Raw genomic sequence first — 17,146 nt, 5'->3', positions numbered from 1 at the left:
GATTAAACTTTATTGATTGCTACAGTTTTAACAGTCCATTCAGTGCCTTGTTTGTTAAGTTCCAGGTCTGCCCGAACTGCTTTTGGGCTTTGATTCTGGTCATAATTGTAAACAAATGACACACGTGCTGTTTTTTCATTTATTTCAAATGTCCAAAACAGCAGGTATGCCTGCGGCTGTTGCGATTTGATTTCCTGCTTGGATAAAAAGACCAAAGGTTTTCCATTTTTTGAGACCTTTATGTCTTTGTCAAAAGAAACGCCATGTTGCATGACATATAGGGGCTGGGTAGATTTTCCAGGCAGATAATCCTGGAGCTCTTTAAGGTCGATGCATTTTTGTAGCACCTTAATTTGGTCATCGGGGGATTGTGCATACGTATAGTTAATACACAAGATGACCATGAAGAGAATTAGTGATAATTTTCTCATATCTAAATTAATTGGTTAACGATTATTGAAGTTTAGGGCTGAAACAAAAGGCCATTCTTAATGACCATTTGTTTATTTAAATCATAAAGATTTTATGAGAGCAGTAATCTGATTACTGTAAACAGAATCAGACCCACAAAAAAGCATAGCATGACGCGAAGTCGAAAGGGGATTTTTTTAGCATAGATAATCATACGTTAGAATTATTTTTTTAGTTTTTGCCCTCGACAAATCATCTTCCTTAACATAGGGAAGTATGACCCGAATAAGTTGGGGCGTAATAATAAAATTAGATTTGGGGCGTGGTATTTGTTAATGTTATTACAAATTAAGCCCATTAATGAGCTGAAAAAGTAGAAAATGGTATAGATAAAGTATAGACAAATGTAGGTTTGGAGTATTATATTTTATGTTTTAAAACACTGTAAATCAACAAATTAATTAATTATCTATATTTTGTCTATGAAGTACGGAAATCGACAAGGCAATTTTTAAGCTTTTAAACAGCCAAAATTTGCATTTTGAAGTTTGTTTTTTATGATTTTTATGTACTTCATCGAATAAATATGTCGGTTGGTCGATTTTTTGTTTTTGACGTGAAAAATTAAAGGCTGATTAATGTAAAAAGAAAGCAAAAAAAAGACCCGCATAAAGCAGGTCTTTTTCGTAAGATTTTGGATTAGATTTCTGAAATTATTTTCTGAAATTCATTATCGTCCTGTATGTTTATTTTTTTCTTGATGCGATACTTTTTCGTAATTACACTTTCGTGTGAAATCTGGAGTAAAGTGGCTATTTCCTTATTTGAAAGATTTAGTTTTAATAGCGAACAGAAATTGATATCGTTTTTGGTTAGTATAGGAAACCGTTCCTGTAACTTATCATTGAAGTTCGGATGTATCTGTCCAAATTTAATCGAAAACTCTTTCCAGTAATCTTTTTGCTTGATAATCTGTTGCAATGATGATTTGACAGAGTTTGATTTGGAATCGGTACCCGAGGACTCATTTTCAATGATCGAAGAAATCTGGTCCTGCAAATTGGCAAGCTGCAAGGTTATTGAAGTTAATTCTTGTTCTCTTAGTTGTATAATTTGTTGCTGATCTTCGGTTATTCTTTTCTTATAGGCATTCCTTTCAAGAAGATTCATTTTTTCAATTTCAGCTTCTCGTAGTTTGGCTTTTTCTAGTTTGTGTTTAAGCCAGTATGCTCTTGAGACAGCGAATCCCAAAGCACAGATCACGACTATTCCGGAACCAATAAGTATGTAATTTCGCCTTTGGGCACTTACCTTTTGGCTCAGCAGTTCATTTTTTTGTTTTAGGAAAAGATTTTTTTCCTGTTGGGTTTGTGTTTGGAATTTGGCCTGAAGTTCTTCTGTAGTAGATTCTTTGTGGGCTTTGGCCAGAGAGTCTTTAATAATAATAGCTTTTTCAAGAGCCTCAATTCCTTTGTCCTTGATATTTGTATTCTTAAAAGTAACAGCAGATACCTCATAAAAGAACATCTGGTCTTCTGCATTGAAGGTTTTTCGGTTAGGGGAATTTTCAACCAGTTTGATAATACCCAACGCTTTTTCAAAATCACCAATCTGATTCAGAAGCTGTATGTATTCTGCTCCAATAAGCATAAACCGGAAAGAGTCTGTATTTTTTATTCCATCAAAGGCTTTTTTATAGTAAAAGCCTGAGAGGTCGTATTTTTTTTCATGCAATGCTATCTTTCCTAGTTTGCTGTAGGCAAGGCTGATAAATTCTGCATTGTGAAAATCTTCAAGACCTTTGGCAGCTTCCATAAGTGCTTTTTTTGCTTTGGTATTGTCTTTGACATAGGTCAGACAATCACCATAATTGATAAGCGTCAGATAGTAGTTTTTTAAATCCCTGACTTCTTTCATGGCCGGAAGGCACTCTTCATATAAGTCAATAGCAAACTTGAAGTTCTCTAATTTAAAATAAATATTGGCTAACTTCTGCTTTTGCACGACCAGGTTTTTTCTGTCTGTTTTATCATCCGACTTGCTTAGGATTTCAATACCTTTTAATAAATACCGGGTCGCACTTTTATTGTCAATCATGTAAGCATAATTGGAAGCCATTTCGCCATATACGATTGCTTTTCCTCTTTCATTATCTAAAGATTCATAAATTTTCAGGGCATCGTCCAGATACTCCAATGAAGTTTTATAATCGCCGGTGTTTCTATGGGCAATAGAAAGATTAATAAAACTTCCGGCTTTGTTTTTCGGGTATTTGGCGTATTTTGATACAGCTTTATTAAAAAAGATTTTAGCCGAATCATGTTTGGCGGTCAGGCTGTAATACACACCAAAATTATTGTAGTTTTTAGCAACAACCGTGTCGTGAAGCAGATGGTTGTTTTTTAGCATTATATCAAGATAGATTCTGGCACTGTCGGGTTTTGAAAAGATATACTGTGTAATCCGTTCCTGTGTCTTGACAGCGTCAAAGGGTTTGTTTTGTGCAAAAATTCCCATGGGGATGAGAAGAAAAATTACTTTTTTCATCATAGAATGTGGTAGTAAAAAATATTCGTGTGTAAATTAAATAGGGCCGGTAAAATTATAATTAATTCCAATATCATTAAAACATGCAGGGTAAATTGTTTCTAATTTAAGGATTAAATCACAAAAAACTAATAAAAAGAGTTTTATGGCGTATTGTTTTTTGTTGTGAGAATTTTATTTTTATAATTTAGAAAATGGAGGGCACAATAATGAGTTATAATGTTAAAAGCCTTACTTTTGCCAAAATTTGTTTCGTAGTCAATAATTTTACGAATCACTATTAAATTAGTCCGAAAAAAATAAAATGAAAATAACCAAAATATGTTGTATCGGTGCAGGATATGTCGGAGGTCCGACAATGGCTGTTATCGCACAAAAATGTCCGGATATTAAAGTTACCGTTGTCGACCTGAATGAGGCTAGAATTGCAGCCTGGAATGATGAGGATACAGACAATATTCCGATATATGAACCCGGACTGTCTGATGTAGTTGCAGAGGCAAGAGGAAGAAACCTGTTTTTTTCTACCGAGGTTGAAAAAGCAATCGATGAGGCAGAAATGATTTTCATTTCGGTTAATACTCCTACAAAAACCTATGGTTCAGGAAAAGGTATGGCGGCCGATTTGAAATATATAGAATTATGCGCAAGACAGATTGCACGCGTTTCCAAATCCAATAAGATTGTTGTTGAAAAATCCACACTTCCGGTACGAACAGCAGAAGCAATCAAAAATATTTTAGATAACACAGGAAATGGCGTACGTTTCCAGATTCTATCCAATCCGGAATTCCTGGCAGAAGGAACCGCCGTTCAGGACTTACTGAATCCGGATAGAATTCTGATTGGAGGCGATACTACAGAAGAAGGACAACGTGCTATAAATGCGCTTGTCGATGTTTATGCCAATTGGGTTGACAGAGCACGAATATTGACCACAAATCTTTGGTCTTCTGAATTGTCAAAGTTAACAGCCAATGCATTTTTGGCACAACGTGTTTCTTCGATAAACGCGCTTTCAGAACTTTGTGAAAAGACCGGGGCAGATGTAAGTGAAGTGGCGAAGGCTATTGGAATGGATAGTCGTATAGGACCAAAATTCCTAAAAGCATCTGTTGGTTTTGGAGGTTCATGCTTCCAGAAAGACATCCTCAACCTGGTTTATATTGCTAAAGCCTACGGACTCAACGAGGTGGCAGATTATTGGGAACAGGTAATTATCATGAACGACCATCAAAAAAGAAGGTTTTCGCATAAGATTGTTACAACTCTTTATAATACCGTATCAGGAAAGAAAATAGCGTTCCTGGGTTGGGCTTTCAAGAAAGATACAAACGATACGCGTGAGTCGGCCGCCATTTATGTAGCTGATGACCTGATTAATGAACAGGCAGAATTACATGTCTTTGACCCGAAAGTAGCAGAAGGACAGATTCTTTCAGATTTGAATTATTTGGATTCGAGAACTCCGGAAGAAAACAGACAGCAGGTAACCGTGGCAGAAAATCCGTATGAAGCCTGTAAAGATGCCCATGCAATTGCAGTCTTGACAGAATGGGATGAATTTAGGGACTACGATTGGAAAAAAATCTATGACAATATGATGAAGCCCGCCTTTGTATTTGACGGAAGGAATATTCTTGACGCTAAAAAACTGACAGAAATCGGATTTGTATATAAAGGAATCGGATCATAAAATCAAAAAGATGAAACAGATATTGATTACAGGAGGAGCAGGCTTTATAGGGTCGCACGTTGTAAGGAGATTTGTAAAAAAATATCCTGACTGCCATATTTTCAATTTAGACGCATTGACTTATGCCGGAAATCTTGAAAATATTGCCGATATAGAAAATGAACCTAATTATACTTTCATAAAAGGCGATATTGTTGATGCTGATTTTATAAATGATTTGTTTGCAAAACATCAGTTTGAGGGTGTGTTGCATCTGGCAGCAGAATCTCATGTAGATCGCTCTATAACAGATCCGTTGGCATTCGTTAAAACTAACGTTATCGGAACCATGAACCTGTTAAATGCCTTTAAAGAAAAATGGAAAGGAAATTTTGAAGGAAAACGTTTCTATCATATCAGTACGGATGAGGTTTACGGTAGTCTTGGTGCCGAAGGACTTTTTACAGAAACCACACCTTACGACCCTAATTCGCCCTATTCGGCATCAAAAGCAAGTTCAGATCATTTTGTGCGGGCTTATGGGGAAACTTATGGGTTGCCTTATGTCCTGACAAACTGTTCCAATAATTATGGGCCGAATCATTTTCCGGAAAAACTGATTCCACTTTTCATCAATAATATTATCAATAATAAATCATTGCCGGTTTATGGTGATGGAAATTATACCCGCGACTGGCTTTTTGTAGAAGACCATGCTGTAGCAATTGATTTGGTTTTCCATGAAGGGAAAAACCATGAAACCTATAATATTGGTGGTTTTAATGAATGGAAGAATATCGATTTGGTGCGATTGCTTTGCAAAATCATGGACAGTAAATTGGGAAGGGAAGAAGGTACATCTGAAAAGCTGATTACTTATGTAAAGGACCGCCCGGGTCATGATTTGCGCTATGCTATCGATGCTTCAAAAATTAATAAGGAATTGGGCTGGAAGCCATCCGTTACTTTTGAACAAGGTCTGGAAAGGACAATTGACTGGTATTTGGCCAATGAAGCTTGGCTTAAAAATGTTACCAGCGGAGAATATAGCAAATACTATGAAAAACAATATAATTAACTATTTGCCGTCTAAAAACAAACCAGTTAAAATAAAACTGAAATGAAAATTGAAAACACGCCGATAGAAGATTTGCTTGTCATCACTCCAAGAGTATTTGAAGATGAAAGAGGCTACTTTTTTGAATCTTATAATGAAGCATTATTTCGTGAAAATGGCATTGATATAAAATTTATTCAGGACAACCAGTCCTTTTCAAAATATGGAGTTATTCGCGGACTACATTTGCAGGTGCCACCATTTGCTCAGACAAAATTAGTTCGTGTTTTGCAAGGAGAAATTCTTGATGTTGCTGTAGACATCCGTAAAAATTCTAAAACCTATGGGCAACATTTTAGCATTTTGTTGTCGGCAGAAAATAAGAAACAGTTGCTGATTCCCCAAGGATTTGCACATGGATTTTCAGTTTTGAGCCCAACAGCCATGGTTTCGTATAAAGTAGACCAACTGTATGATAAAGATAGCGAAAGAGGAATCCGTTTTGATGACCCGTCACTAAACATCGACTGGAAACTTAATCATAAGGAAAGTATCGTTTCTGCAAAAGACCAGATTCTGGGAGAATTGAAAGATTTAGAGTAGTCGCAATCTATGAAAAAAATACTGATAACCGGTGCCAACGGACAATTAGGGAGTGAAATAAGAGTGCTGTCCCCGCTTTTTTCCGATTTTGATTTCGTTTTTGCTGACAGAGCTGAATTTTCACTTGAAAGCGAGTCGGAAACGTGGTCTTTTTTAGAAAAAACGAAACCTGACTATCTGGTTAATTGTGCGGCCTACACGGCAGTTGACAAGGCTGAAACAGAAGTCGAATTGGCAGATTTGGTCAATCATAAAGCTGTAGCCCTGTTAGCAAAATGGAGTTTTGAAAATAATTGTAAACTCATCCATATCTCTACAGATTATGTTTTTGACGGAACTTCTGAAATTCCCTTAAAGGAAAACGATCAGACTAATCCTCAAAACGAATACGGCAGGACAAAGTTGCTGGGCGAGATTGCCTGTCAGAAAAACAATCCCGACAGTATTATTATCAGAACTGCGTGGGTATATTCTGAATTTGGAAGTAATTTTGTCAAGACCATGTTGCGTTTGATGAATGAAAGGGATTCGATAAGTGTAGTCAATGACCAGATTGGAAGCCCGACCTATGCAAAAGATTTGGCAGAAGCCATTTTAAAAATCATTGAAACAGAAAATTGGTATCCCGGAATCTATAATTTTTCAAATGAAGGAAAAATAAGCTGGTTTGAATTTGCCCTGGCCATAAAGGAAATTTCAGGAAGCAGTTGTGATGTAAAAGGTATTCCATCTGAAGCCTATCCTACGCCTGCCAAAAGACCGGCATACTCATTATTAGATAAGACCAAGATTAAAGAAGTTTATAAAATCAAGATTTCAGATTACAAATCAAGTCTGGAAAAATGTTTAAATAATATAGGCAAAAACATATGAAAGGGATAATACTAGCCGGAGGTTCGGGAACAAGATTATATCCGCTAACCCGTTCGATATCGAAACAATTAATGGCGATTTATGACAAGCCAATGATCTATTATCCATTATCGGTTTTAATGTTGGCCGGAATCGATGAGGTTTTGGTAATATCTACACCGCATGATTTGCCCAATTTCAGAAACCTTTTAGGGAATGGAGATGATTTCGGAATCAAGATTGAATATGCAGAACAGCCAAGTCCGGATGGATTGGCCCAGGCTTTTATAATTGGGGAGAAATTTATTGGCTCGGACGACGTTTGCCTTATTTTAGGTGACAATATTTTTTACGGGCACGGACTTACAGACCTGCTTAAAACAGCCGTAAATAATGTAGTAGTTGATAAAAAGGCTACGGTTTTTGGATACTATGTTCAGGATCCGGAACGTTATGGTGTTGCCGAATTTGACAAAACAGGGAACGTAATTTCAATTGAAGAAAAACCAAAAGAACCAAAAAGCAATTATGCCGTTGTTGGCTTGTATTTCTTTCCAAACTCTGTTGTTGAAATAGCAAAAAGCATAAAACCAAGCGATAGGGGAGAATTGGAAATCACCACAGTGAATCAGGAGTACCTGCATTCGAAAAATTTGAAAGTAGAATTGATGGGACGCGGTTATGCATGGTTGGATACCGGAACTCACGAATCATTATTGGAAGCTTCAAACTTTATCCAGACCATCGAAAAAAGACAGGGACTTAAAGTAGCCTGCCTCGAAGAAATCGCTTTTGAAATGGGATATATTACAAAAGAAAAACTAATTGAGTTGGCTACCCCGTTGCAAAAAAACGAATACGGACAGTATTTGTTGCGATTGGCGAATAGAAAATAAGTACTTTAGTATTGCTAATTGCTATAACCTAAGCGTGGTAGAAAAAATGTCGAAGATACTTATTACAGGAGGAGCAGGATTTATAGGGTCCAATTTGTGTGAATATTTCCTGGAAAAAGGGAACCAGATTGTTTGTCTGGATAATTTTGCTACAGGGCATAGGCATAATATTGAGCCTTTTTTCGATAATCCGGACTTTATGCTGATTGAAGGCGACATTCGAAACCTTGAAACCTGCATGAAAGCAGTCCAAGGAATCGATTATGTATTGCATCAGGCAGCCTTAGGGTCGGTTCCACGTTCTATAAACGATCCGATAACAAGTAATGAAGTCAATGTTTCCGGCTTTTTAAATATGCTGGTTGCTTCTCGTGATGCTAATGTAAAACGTTTTATATATGCAGCAAGTTCATCCACCTATGGCGATTCAGAAGCCTTACCAAAAGTAGAAGATAAAATAGGGAAACCACTATCTCCTTATGCTATTACTAAATATGTTAACGAGTTGTATGCTGATGTTTTCAGCAGAACTTACGGATTACAAACAATTGGCCTGAGATATTTTAATGTTTTTGGCAGGCGACAAGATCCTAATGGAGCCTATGCAGCTGTAATTCCTTTGTTTGTAAAGCAATTTATGAATTATGAAAGCCCGGTAATTAATGGAACCGGGGATTTTTCACGAGATTTTACGTATATTGACAATGTCATTCAGATGAATGAAAAGGCAATGTTAACGGAAAATCAGGAAGCACTAAACACCGTTTATAATACGGCTGTTGGTGACCGAACGACATTGAATGAATTGGTAAATTATTTAAAACAATTTTTGACCGTTTTAGATCCGAAAATTGAGGCTGTAGAAATAAAACATGGGCCTAACAGAAAAGGAGATATACCACATTCCCTGGCAAGTATTGAAAAAGCCCAAAAGTTATTAGGATATGAACCGACACATAAGATAAAAGAAGGATTAAAAGAAGCTGTTAGTTGGTATTGGGAAAATTTGAAATAATATCTGTAGGTATTTAATAATGTACAGAATAACTAAATAAACTTCAATGAGTTTAAAAAAAATTGCTGTAATAGGTCTGGGTTATGTAGGATTGCCACTTGCAAGGCTATTTTCTACAAAATATCCGGTAGTAGGATTTGATATTAACCAAAATAGGATAAAAGAACTGCGTTCAGGTATAGATACTACTCTTGAAGTTTCTGATATTGAACTGCAAGAAGTCCTGACAGTTAGTCTTGATGGACTCGAAAATGGATTGTTTTGTTCATCAAACATAGAGGATATAGCCAACTGCAATTATTATATAGTCACTGTTCCTACTCCTGTTGACAAAAATAACCGCCCAGATCTTACTCCGCTTTATAAAGCAAGCGAGACAGTAGGAAAAGTATTGAAAAAAGGAGATATTGTTATTTATGAATCGACTGTTTATCCCGGAGTTACTGAAGAAGAATGTGTGCCGGTTTTAGAAAAAATATCGGGATTAAAATTTAATGTAGATTTTTACGCAGGCTATTCTCCTGAAAGAATCAATCCTGGCGATAAGGAGCATACTGTAGAACAAATACTTAAAGTAACCGCTGGATCTACACCTGAGATTGGACAAAAAGTAAATGAATTATATAAATCCGTAATTACAGCCGGAACACATTTGGCACCTACAATTAAAGTTGCTGAAGCGGCAAAAGTAATAGAGAATTCTCAAAGAGATATCAATATTGCTTTTGTCAACGAACTGGCAAAAATTTTTAATCTGTTAGGTATTGATACCCATGATGTACTTAAAGCTGCAGGCACAAAATGGAACTTTCTGGCATTTAAACCAGGATTGGTTGGAGGTCACTGCATAGGTGTCGACCCCTATTACTTGGCGCAAAAAGCACAGGAAGTAGGCTATCACCCGGAGATTATCCTGGCAGGTAGAAGACTTAATGATAGTATGGGAGAATATGTAGCGTCGCAGATCGTAAAACTGATGATTAAAAAAGGAATCAAAGTCAACGGTGCGGAACTGCTAATGTTGGGAATTACTTTTAAAGAAAACTGTCCGGATGTACGCAATACAAAGATTATTGACGTCATTAAGGCTTTGGAAGAATACTCTATGAAAATTACCATATACGACCCATGGGCAAATCCAGAAGAAGTCAGACATGAATACGACCTGAGCACTACAAAATTATTGCCAAATAAGCAGTTTGATTCAGTAGTTTTAGGAGTAGCACATAAAGAATTTTTAAATCTGGATATGGCATCCTTATGTAAAGACAATGGATTAGTTTATGATGTAAAAGGAGTTTTGGATAACGCAGACGGAAGATTATAAATAAAAACACGAGAAGAAGCAAAAAAGTCAAAATAGATATGTTGAAAAATAAAACGCTTTTAATAACGGGAGGAACAGGTTCATTTGGAAATGCAGTATTACATCGTTTTCTGCATACGGATCATTTTAAAGAAATCAGAATTTTTTCCAGAGATGAGAAAAAACAGGATGATATGAGAAATCAGCTTAAAAATGATAAGCTGAAATTTTATATTGGAGATGTCCGTGATTATAGCAGTATTGAAAAAGCCATGCACGGTGTGGACTATGTTTTTCATGCTGCAGCTTTAAAACAAGTTCCATCCTGCGAATTTTTCCCGATAGAAGCTACTAAAACCAATGTTTTTGGAACACAAAATACAATTGACGCCGCTGTAGCCAATGGTGTGCAGAAAATAATTTGCCTGAGTACAGATAAGGCGGCTTATCCTATCAATGCAATGGGAATTTCAAAAGCATTGATGGAAAAAGTAGCCATTGCAGCATCCAGAAACATACATGAAAATAAAACAGTTGTCTGTTTGACAAGATATGGAAATGTGATGGCGTCAAGAGGATCAGTAATTCCATTGTTTTTGAATCAGATCAAATCAGGAAAGCAAATTACAATAACAGATCCAAAAATGACACGTTTTTTAATGTCTCTTGATGAAGCGGTAGAATTAGTCCTTTTTGCTTTTGAACACGGAAATCAGGGCGATCTTTTTGTAAATAAAGCTCCTGCAGGAACCATTAATGACCTGGCTCTAGCTTTGAAAGATCTGTGTAAGGCAGATAATGAAATCAAAGTTATAGGAACACGTCATGGGGAAAAACTATACGAGACATTATGTACCCGTGAAGAAATGGCAAAAGCGGAAGATATGGGAGAATTTTATAGAATTCCGGCAGACAATAGAGATTTGAATTATGCCCAATATTTTTCCGAAGGTGAAAAAGACATTTCAATTATCGAAGATTATCATTCTCACAATACAGAACAGCTTGGTGTGGAAGGGATGAAGAAATTATTAGTCAAATTGCCTTTGGTAAGAAAAGAAGTTTTTGGCGAAGATGTAGCCCAATTGCCAAGTTAAGATGAAGAATCAGCCTCAAATAATTCAGGGTAATATTCATGAGGATGAAAGAGGGAAACTGTTTTATGCCAATGAATTTGACCTTTCAGAAGTCAAACGCTATTATATCATAGAACACCCCGATACTTTAGTAATCAGAGCGTGGCAGGCACATAAAAGAGAGCAGAAATGGTTTCAGGTCATTTCAGGAAGCTTTTTAGTAGCGGTTGTCCAGCCGGATGATTGGGAAAATCCTTCTGAAAAACTTGAAGTCAGGGAATTTGTTCTGAATGCTGATGAAAATCAGATTTTGCATATTCCGGGTAATTTTGCAAATGGATTCAAAGCCTTAAAAAAAAACTCAAGAATGATTGTTTTCTCTGATTTTTCATTAGAGGAATCCTCAAAAGATAATTTTAGATTTGACAGCAAACTCTGGTTTGACTGGAATTAAAAAAATATATAAAATAAAGATGTTAAGAGTAGGAATTACTGGCCAGGCCGGATTTGTAGGGAAACATTTGTATAATACAATCGGACTTTTTCAGGAGGAATTTCAAAGAATTGAATTTGAAAAAGATTTCTTTGAAGATGAAGGAAAACTATATGATTTTGTTTCGCAATGTGATGTGATTGTGCATTTGGCTGCTATGAACAGGCATAATGACCCTCAGGTAATCTATGATACTAATTTAGGGTTGGTTCAAAAGCTGGTCAATGCTTTAAACAAAACAAACAGTAAAGCCCATGTTATTTTTTCTTCTTCGACTCAAGAGGAAAGAGACAATTTGTATGGGAAATCCAAAAAAGAAGGCAGGGAATTAATGGCTCAATGGGCTAAAACTTCAGGTGGAAAATTCACAGGCATAATTATTCCCAATGTTTTTGGTCCTTTTGGACATCCAAATTACAATTCTGTAGTCGCTACTTTTTCTCATAAAATAGCTCGAAATGAAACTCCAACTATTGAGGTTGACGGAGATTTAAAACTGATTTATGTAGGCGAGTTAGTGGATGAAATTTTAAAAACCATAAAAAAAGGCGAGAGTAATGAATCACTTATCGTGTCTCATACAGCAGAATCCAAAGTTTCCAATTTGCTGGCTTTGTTGGAAAGGTATAAATCAGAATATCAGGACAAGGGAATTATTCCCCAATTAAACAGCAAGTTTGAAACTAACCTTTTCAATACGTTTCGTTGCTATATTGATATTCCAAATTATTTTCCGGTTAAATTCACACAACATACAGACCCAAGAGGTGCCTTTGTTGAAGTAATACGCTTGAATGTTGGCGGTCAGGTTTCGTTTTCTACGACCGTTCCGGGCATAACAAGGGGAAATCATTTCCACACGCGAAAAATTGAACGTTTCGCTGTCATTAAAGGAAAAGCATTAATCCAATTAAGGCAAATAGGTACGGATGAAGTACTTGATTTTTATTTAGATGGAAATGAACCTGCTTATGTAGACATGCCTATCTGGTATACGCATAATATAAAAAATGTAGGCGAGGAGGAGTTATATACTATTTTTTGGATTAATGAATTTTATGATCCAAACGACCCTGATACTTATTTTGAAAATGTATGAGACAAAGTAGATTAATATCGAATGTAAAGAGATTAATAATTCCTGTTTATAATGTTTTCAGAAAAAAAATAAACGGAGTCAATAATAGCTTTACTAAAAGATCTTTTCCAAGAAACTTAAAAGTTGAAATAAGAGGGAATAATAATCAAATAAAATTCGAGTCAAATAGTTTTTTAGGAGATATTAGCATTTTTATTTATGGTAATGATAATAAGATTACGATAGCAGATAACTGTGTCATTAAATCCGGAGTTTTTTGGATAGAAGATAATAACTGTGAGATATTTATAGATAGCAAAACAACAATAGAATCTGTTGATTTTGGAGTTTCAGAAAATAACAGTAAAGTTTATATAGGAAAGGATTGTATGCTTTCTTCAGGTATTAAATTCAAAACAGGAGATTCCCATAGCATAATTGATTCTGAGAAAAATATAAGAATAAACCCGGCAGGAAATATCTATATAGGAAATCACGTCTGGATAGGGCAAGAGGTTATTGTACTAAAAAATACAACAATTGGGGATAATTGCGTAATAGGAATTCGTTCACTAGTAGCCAAAACTTTTGATGAAAATTTATTGATAGCAGGAACGCCGGCAAAAATACTAAAAGAAAAAATTAACTGGACCAGAGAAAGATTATAATGAAATCAAGACTAAAAGTAATGACAGTGGTTGGGACAAGGCCGGAAATTATCCGTCTTTCTCGTGTTATGGCCGCTTTGGATAAATCAGAAGCAATTGAGCATATTATTGTTCATACAGGACAAAATTATGATTATGAATTAAATCAGATTTTTTTTGATGATTTGGGCATTCGCAAACCTGATTTTTTCTTAAATGCAGCTGGAGCTACGGCTACTGAAACAGTTGGTCAGATTTTGATAAAGATAGACCCACTGTTAGAAAGTGAAAATCCAGATGCTTTTTTGGTATTAGGAGATACAAATAGCTGTCTTTGTGCTATTCCGGCTAAGAAAAGACAAATTCCTATCTTTCATATGGAAGCAGGAAACCGTTGCTTTGACCAGAGAGTTCCTGAAGAAACCAACAGAAAAATAGTAGATCATATTTCAGATATCAATCTGACTTATAGCGACATTGCACGTGAATATCTTCTACGAGAAGGATTGCCAGCAGACAGGATTATAAAAACGGGTTCACCAATGTTTGAAGTCCTAAACCATTATCTTCCGTCAGTCAAATCTTCTGATGTCTTGGAAAGATTAGGATTGCAGGAAGGAAAGTTTTTTGTGGTGTCTTCACACCGTGAAGAAAACATCAACAGCGAAAAGAACTTCAATGGCTTGATGCAGAGTTTGAATCTTATTGCAGAAAAATACAACTATCCGATTATTGTAAGTACGCATCCACGTACACGAAATATGATTGAGAAAAAAAATATACAAATGCATCCTAATGTTCAGTTTCTAAAACCATTAGGATTCAATGACTATAATGCTTTGCAAATGAAATCGTTTGCAGTGCTTTCTGATAGCGGAACCATTTCAGAGGAATCGTCTGTTTTGAACTTCAGGGCTCTGAATATCCGTGAAGCCCACGAAAGGCCAGAGGCAATGGAAGAAGCATCAGTAATGATGGTAGGGCTAAGTCCTGAAAGAATAATGCAGGGATTAGTACAGCTTCAGTATCAAAAAACAGGCGATGTACGCAATTTTAGGCCTGTTGCAGACTATTCAATGCCCAATGTGTCAGAGAAAATGGTTCGTATTATACTGAGCTATACCGATTATGTGAATCGTACCGTTTGGAAAAAAAACTAAGAATGGCATGAAAGTCCTGATGATTAATACCGTTTCCGGTTACGGAAGTACTGGTTCTATCTGTGAAGATATAGCAAGTGTCTTGGAGCATCAAGGACATGAATGCTTTATTGCTTATGGGCAGTTAACAACAAATTATGCCAAAAGTTATAAAATAGGTACAGTTATCGAAAATCATCTGCATAATGTGGGTTCAAGACTTTTGGGAAAACAGGGCTATTTTACAAAAAATGGCACCCACAAGCTGGTTTCCTATATTCAGGAAATTAAACCGGATGTTATCCATCTTCATAATCTTCATGGCAATTATCTGAATCTTCAGATTTTGTTTGAATATTTGATTGAATCTGGAACTCCATTGGCGTGGACGCTTCATGATTGTTGGGCTTTTACCGGGAAATGTGCCCATTATACAGATGTCCAATGTTATAAGTGGCAGACTCATTGTTATGCATGTCCACAAATAAAAAAATACCCGCCGAGCTTATTTTTTGACAGATCAAGCGAAATGTATGATGACAAAAAGAAATGGTTTACGAACGTATCGCAAATGACTGTTATTCCGGTTTCAAATTGGCTGGCTGGTGAAGTAAAAAAATCTTTTTTGAATAAGTATACCATTAGCCCGATATACAACTGGATTGACCATGCTACATTTAAGGATTTTGGGGAGCAGAATTTTTCAACCGTATATAATATAGATTCCGGAAAGTTTACAATTTTATTGGTTAGTGCCAGCTGGCATTCAGAGGATCCAAAATTTCAGGATGCCTTAAAATTGTCAAAAATTATTTCTGATGATATGCAAATCGTAATGATTGGAAATATAGAGGATAAGAAGTTGTTGCCACAAAACATAAAACATATTCCTTATGTGCATGGAAAAAAAGAATTGGCCAAAGCCTATTCTTTTTCAGATGTATATGTCCATCTTTCAACTGAAGATACATTTGGGAAAGTAATAGCGGAAGCTCTAAGTTGTGGAACTCCGGCGATAGTTTATGATTCGACCGCCTGTCCGGAAGTACTAGGAGAAAATTGCGGTTATGTTGTAGAAAAAAGGAATGTTGAAGAATTATCTGGAGCTATTGATAAGGTTAAAGAAAAAGGCAGGAGCTATTTTTCAGATAGCTGTAGGAAAAGGGTAATTGAAAATTTTGATTATTATACCAATATAAATCAGACAATTGCTCTATATAAAAATATTTTAGGCTATGATAGTTAATCTGATCGTTATAGCGCTTATTCTATTAATAGGATTTCATTATTCCAGAAAAAGGAATAAGGATAGTGACCTTAATAGAAAAAGATATATAAAAACGATATGTTTTATTTTGATACTTCAATCCGGATTGCGAAATGTTGCCGTTGGAACGGATACCTATACCTATTTTTTGTCTTATGAGGATACAAAAAATATGTCTTGGGACAAAGTATGGCAAATCGTTATAGATTATTATAAATACAATCAAGGGAAAGATCCGGGATATACGGTTTTCGAAAAATTAGTTTCATTATTTACAGGAGAATATCAGCTTTTTCTTTTCGCAATAGCGATATTGTTTTTTACTGCTTTAGGACAGTTTATTTATAAAAATACCGATAGACTACGAGATGCCATGGTAGCCTTTGTGATTTATTCGGTGTTATTTTATAGTTTTTTTTCAATAACAGGACATCGGCAGACTATAGCAACGGCAGGGACTCTTTTTGCTTTTGAATTTTTAAAGAAAAGAAAACTATTCTATTTCCTTCTGATTATTTTGATTGCATCCACAATACATAAAACGAGTTTAGTATTTATACCTCTCTATTTTATCACGTATCTTAAGAAACCCAATTATTATTTTTGGATAGTTATTGTATTGTTTCCTGTACTGCTATTAATCAGTAATGCTGTTGCCTTATATATATTTAGCCTTACTAATTCTTATGAAGAATATCAGCATATGGATGAATTGAAGCCTGTGACTTTTGTTTGTTTGATGTTACTCATATCAGTAACAGCATTGGTTAGGTATAAAAAGATTATTAAACTCAATCCTACGGCTGTATTTTATTATTTTGCCTTGATGATTGGGATAGTATTTCTTTCGCTGGTTTTCGCTATACATGGATACATGCGTATAGTACAATATTTCTCTATATTTATTATGTTGCTTATCCCGTTGATTTTAAGGTCTTTTAATTCAGCCGGAAGAAAGATAGAGCTTTTAGTATATTTCTGTACGATTACGATATTGTTATTCTTTTTCTTGAAATCAAATTTTGATATGGAATATAAGTTTTTTTGGGAAGAAATGCGACTTGAGGAAGTGTATTTGTAGTTT

The 17,146-nt window shown here is 35.6% G+C and carries 16 protein-coding genes; 14 read left to right on the top strand and 2 right to left on the bottom strand.

What is annotated here, in order from left to right; genetic code table 11:
• Nucleotides 1-2 precede the first annotated feature (2 nt).
• Together ASG38_RS07485 and ASG38_RS07480 are read right to left on the bottom strand one after the other, a co-directional pair.
• Nucleotides 3-431, bottom strand: a complete 429-nt coding sequence (locus tag ASG38_RS07485) for a hypothetical protein (protein WP_157486092.1) — start codon at nt 429-431, stop codon at nt 3-5.
• Nucleotides 432-1,110: 679 nt separating this feature from the next.
• On the bottom strand, nt 1,111-2,961 hold the full coding sequence (locus tag ASG38_RS07480; RefSeq protein WP_082482179.1) for a tetratricopeptide repeat protein: 1,851 nt from the start codon (nt 2,959-2,961) through the stop codon (nt 1,111-1,113).
• A gap of 301 nt (nt 2,962-3,262) precedes the next feature.
• Here ASG38_RS07480 and ASG38_RS07475 point away from each other — a divergent pair, with 301 nt between their 5' ends.
• The 14 genes from ASG38_RS07475 to ASG38_RS07410 are packed head-to-tail and all read left to right on the top strand — an operon-like array spanning nt 3,263 to nt 17,143.
• Complete coding sequence (locus ASG38_RS07475; RefSeq protein ID WP_056068732.1) at nt 3,263-4,654, top strand: UDP-glucose 6-dehydrogenase; 1,392 nt, start codon at nt 3,263-3,265, stop codon at nt 4,652-4,654.
• A 10-nt stretch (nt 4,655-4,664) separates the two neighbouring features.
• Nucleotides 4,665-5,711: a dTDP-glucose 4,6-dehydratase gene (gene rfbB / locus ASG38_RS07470; protein ID WP_056068730.1), complete on the top strand. Its 1,047-nt coding sequence runs from the start codon at nt 4,665-4,667 to the stop codon at nt 5,709-5,711.
• 42 nt (nt 5,712-5,753) lie between these two features.
• The gene (gene rfbC / locus ASG38_RS07465) at nt 5,754-6,293 is read left to right on the top strand and encodes a dTDP-4-dehydrorhamnose 3,5-epimerase (RefSeq protein ID WP_056068728.1); all 540 of its coding nucleotides are present in this window, start codon (nt 5,754-5,756) and stop codon (nt 6,291-6,293) included.
• A 9-nt stretch (nt 6,294-6,302) separates the two neighbouring features.
• Nucleotides 6,303-7,166, top strand: coding sequence for a dTDP-4-dehydrorhamnose reductase (rfbD, locus tag ASG38_RS07460; protein ID WP_056068727.1), 864 nt, complete (start codon nt 6,303-6,305; stop codon nt 7,164-7,166).
• Nucleotides 7,163-8,041 (top strand): glucose-1-phosphate thymidylyltransferase RfbA, encoded by an 879-nt coding sequence (gene rfbA, locus ASG38_RS07455; RefSeq protein WP_056068725.1) that lies wholly within the window; start codon nt 7,163-7,165, stop codon nt 8,039-8,041. Before rfbD ends, rfbA begins: the two co-directional genes overlap by 4 nt.
• 46 nt (nt 8,042-8,087) lie before the next feature.
• Nucleotides 8,088-9,056: an SDR family oxidoreductase gene (locus ASG38_RS07450; protein ID WP_056068723.1), complete on the top strand. Its 969-nt coding sequence runs from the start codon at nt 8,088-8,090 to the stop codon at nt 9,054-9,056.
• 46 nt (nt 9,057-9,102) lie between these two features.
• Nucleotides 9,103-10,383 carry a nucleotide sugar dehydrogenase gene (locus ASG38_RS07445; RefSeq protein ID WP_056068721.1) on the top strand — a complete coding sequence of 427 codons (1,281 nt, stop codon included), beginning with the start codon at nt 9,103-9,105 and terminating at the stop codon, nt 10,381-10,383.
• 38 nt (nt 10,384-10,421) lie between these two features.
• Nucleotides 10,422-11,459: a polysaccharide biosynthesis protein gene (locus tag ASG38_RS07440; RefSeq protein WP_056068719.1), complete on the top strand. Its 1,038-nt coding sequence runs from the start codon at nt 10,422-10,424 to the stop codon at nt 11,457-11,459.
• A 1-nt stretch (nt 11,460) separates the two neighbouring features.
• Complete coding sequence (locus ASG38_RS07435; RefSeq protein WP_056068717.1) at nt 11,461-11,892, top strand: dTDP-4-dehydrorhamnose 3,5-epimerase family protein; 432 nt, start codon at nt 11,461-11,463, stop codon at nt 11,890-11,892.
• Between the two features lie 19 nt (nt 11,893-11,911).
• The gene (locus ASG38_RS07430) at nt 11,912-13,030 is read left to right on the top strand and encodes an NAD-dependent epimerase/dehydratase family protein (RefSeq protein ID WP_056068715.1); all 1,119 of its coding nucleotides are present in this window, start codon (nt 11,912-11,914) and stop codon (nt 13,028-13,030) included.
• Nucleotides 13,027-13,677, top strand: coding sequence for an acyltransferase (locus ASG38_RS07425; protein ID WP_056068713.1), 651 nt, complete (start codon nt 13,027-13,029; stop codon nt 13,675-13,677). The genes ASG38_RS07430 and ASG38_RS07425 overlap by 4 nt, the downstream gene beginning before the upstream one ends.
• Nucleotides 13,677-14,816, top strand: coding sequence for a non-hydrolyzing UDP-N-acetylglucosamine 2-epimerase (gene wecB, locus ASG38_RS07420; RefSeq protein WP_056068711.1), 1,140 nt, complete (start codon nt 13,677-13,679; stop codon nt 14,814-14,816). Before ASG38_RS07425 ends, wecB begins: the two co-directional genes overlap by 1 nt.
• Before the next feature lie 7 nt (nt 14,817-14,823).
• A complete protein-coding gene (locus ASG38_RS07415) occupies nt 14,824-16,041 on the top strand; it encodes a glycosyltransferase (protein WP_056068709.1) in 1,218 nt (405 codons plus the stop codon).
• Nucleotides 16,031-17,143 (top strand): EpsG family protein, encoded by a 1,113-nt coding sequence (locus tag ASG38_RS07410; protein ID WP_056068707.1) that lies wholly within the window; start codon nt 16,031-16,033, stop codon nt 17,141-17,143. The genes ASG38_RS07415 and ASG38_RS07410 overlap by 11 nt, the downstream gene beginning before the upstream one ends.
• Nucleotides 17,144-17,146 lie beyond the last annotated feature (3 nt).

The organism is Flavobacterium sp. Leaf359 (assembly GCF_001423985.1).
GTDB classification, from domain to species: Bacteria; Bacteroidota; Bacteroidia; order Flavobacteriales; family Flavobacteriaceae; genus Flavobacterium; species Flavobacterium lindanitolerans.
This window is presented reverse-complemented; position numbering and strand designations above follow the sequence as displayed.

What these genes read in the sequence shown, in the direction of transcription:
- ASG38_RS07480 (WP_082482179.1), bottom strand. Translation starts at nt 2,961, where the DNA reads ATGATGAAAAAAGTAATTTTTCTTCTCATCCCCATGGGAATTTTTGCA.
- ASG38_RS07425 (WP_056068713.1), top strand. Translation starts at nt 13,027, where the DNA reads ATGAGACAAAGTAGATTAATATCGAATGTAAAGAGATTAATAATTCCT.
- ASG38_RS07430 (WP_056068715.1), top strand. Translation starts at nt 11,912, where the DNA reads ATGTTAAGAGTAGGAATTACTGGCCAGGCCGGATTTGTAGGGAAACAT.
- rfbC (WP_056068728.1), top strand. Translation starts at nt 5,754, where the DNA reads ATGAAAATTGAAAACACGCCGATAGAAGATTTGCTTGTCATCACTCCA.
- ASG38_RS07440 (WP_056068719.1), top strand. Translation starts at nt 10,422, where the DNA reads ATGTTGAAAAATAAAACGCTTTTAATAACGGGAGGAACAGGTTCATTT.
- ASG38_RS07445 (WP_056068721.1), top strand. Translation starts at nt 9,103, where the DNA reads ATGAGTTTAAAAAAAATTGCTGTAATAGGTCTGGGTTATGTAGGATTG.
- rfbB (WP_056068730.1), top strand. Translation starts at nt 4,665, where the DNA reads ATGAAACAGATATTGATTACAGGAGGAGCAGGCTTTATAGGGTCGCAC.
- ASG38_RS07475 (WP_056068732.1), top strand. Translation starts at nt 3,263, where the DNA reads ATGAAAATAACCAAAATATGTTGTATCGGTGCAGGATATGTCGGAGGT.
- ASG38_RS07485 (WP_157486092.1), bottom strand. Translation starts at nt 431, where the DNA reads ATGAGAAAATTATCACTAATTCTCTTCATGGTCATCTTGTGTATTAAC.
- ASG38_RS07415 (WP_056068709.1), top strand. Translation starts at nt 14,824, where the DNA reads ATGAAAGTCCTGATGATTAATACCGTTTCCGGTTACGGAAGTACTGGT.
- ASG38_RS07410 (WP_056068707.1), top strand. Translation starts at nt 16,031, where the DNA reads ATGATAGTTAATCTGATCGTTATAGCGCTTATTCTATTAATAGGATTT.
- rfbD (WP_056068727.1), top strand. Translation starts at nt 6,303, where the DNA reads ATGAAAAAAATACTGATAACCGGTGCCAACGGACAATTAGGGAGTGAA.
- wecB (WP_056068711.1), top strand. Translation starts at nt 13,677, where the DNA reads ATGAAATCAAGACTAAAAGTAATGACAGTGGTTGGGACAAGGCCGGAA.
- ASG38_RS07450 (WP_056068723.1), top strand. Translation starts at nt 8,088, where the DNA reads ATGTCGAAGATACTTATTACAGGAGGAGCAGGATTTATAGGGTCCAAT.
- rfbA (WP_056068725.1), top strand. Translation starts at nt 7,163, where the DNA reads ATGAAAGGGATAATACTAGCCGGAGGTTCGGGAACAAGATTATATCCG.
- ASG38_RS07435 (WP_056068717.1), top strand. Translation starts at nt 11,461, where the DNA reads ATGAAGAATCAGCCTCAAATAATTCAGGGTAATATTCATGAGGATGAA.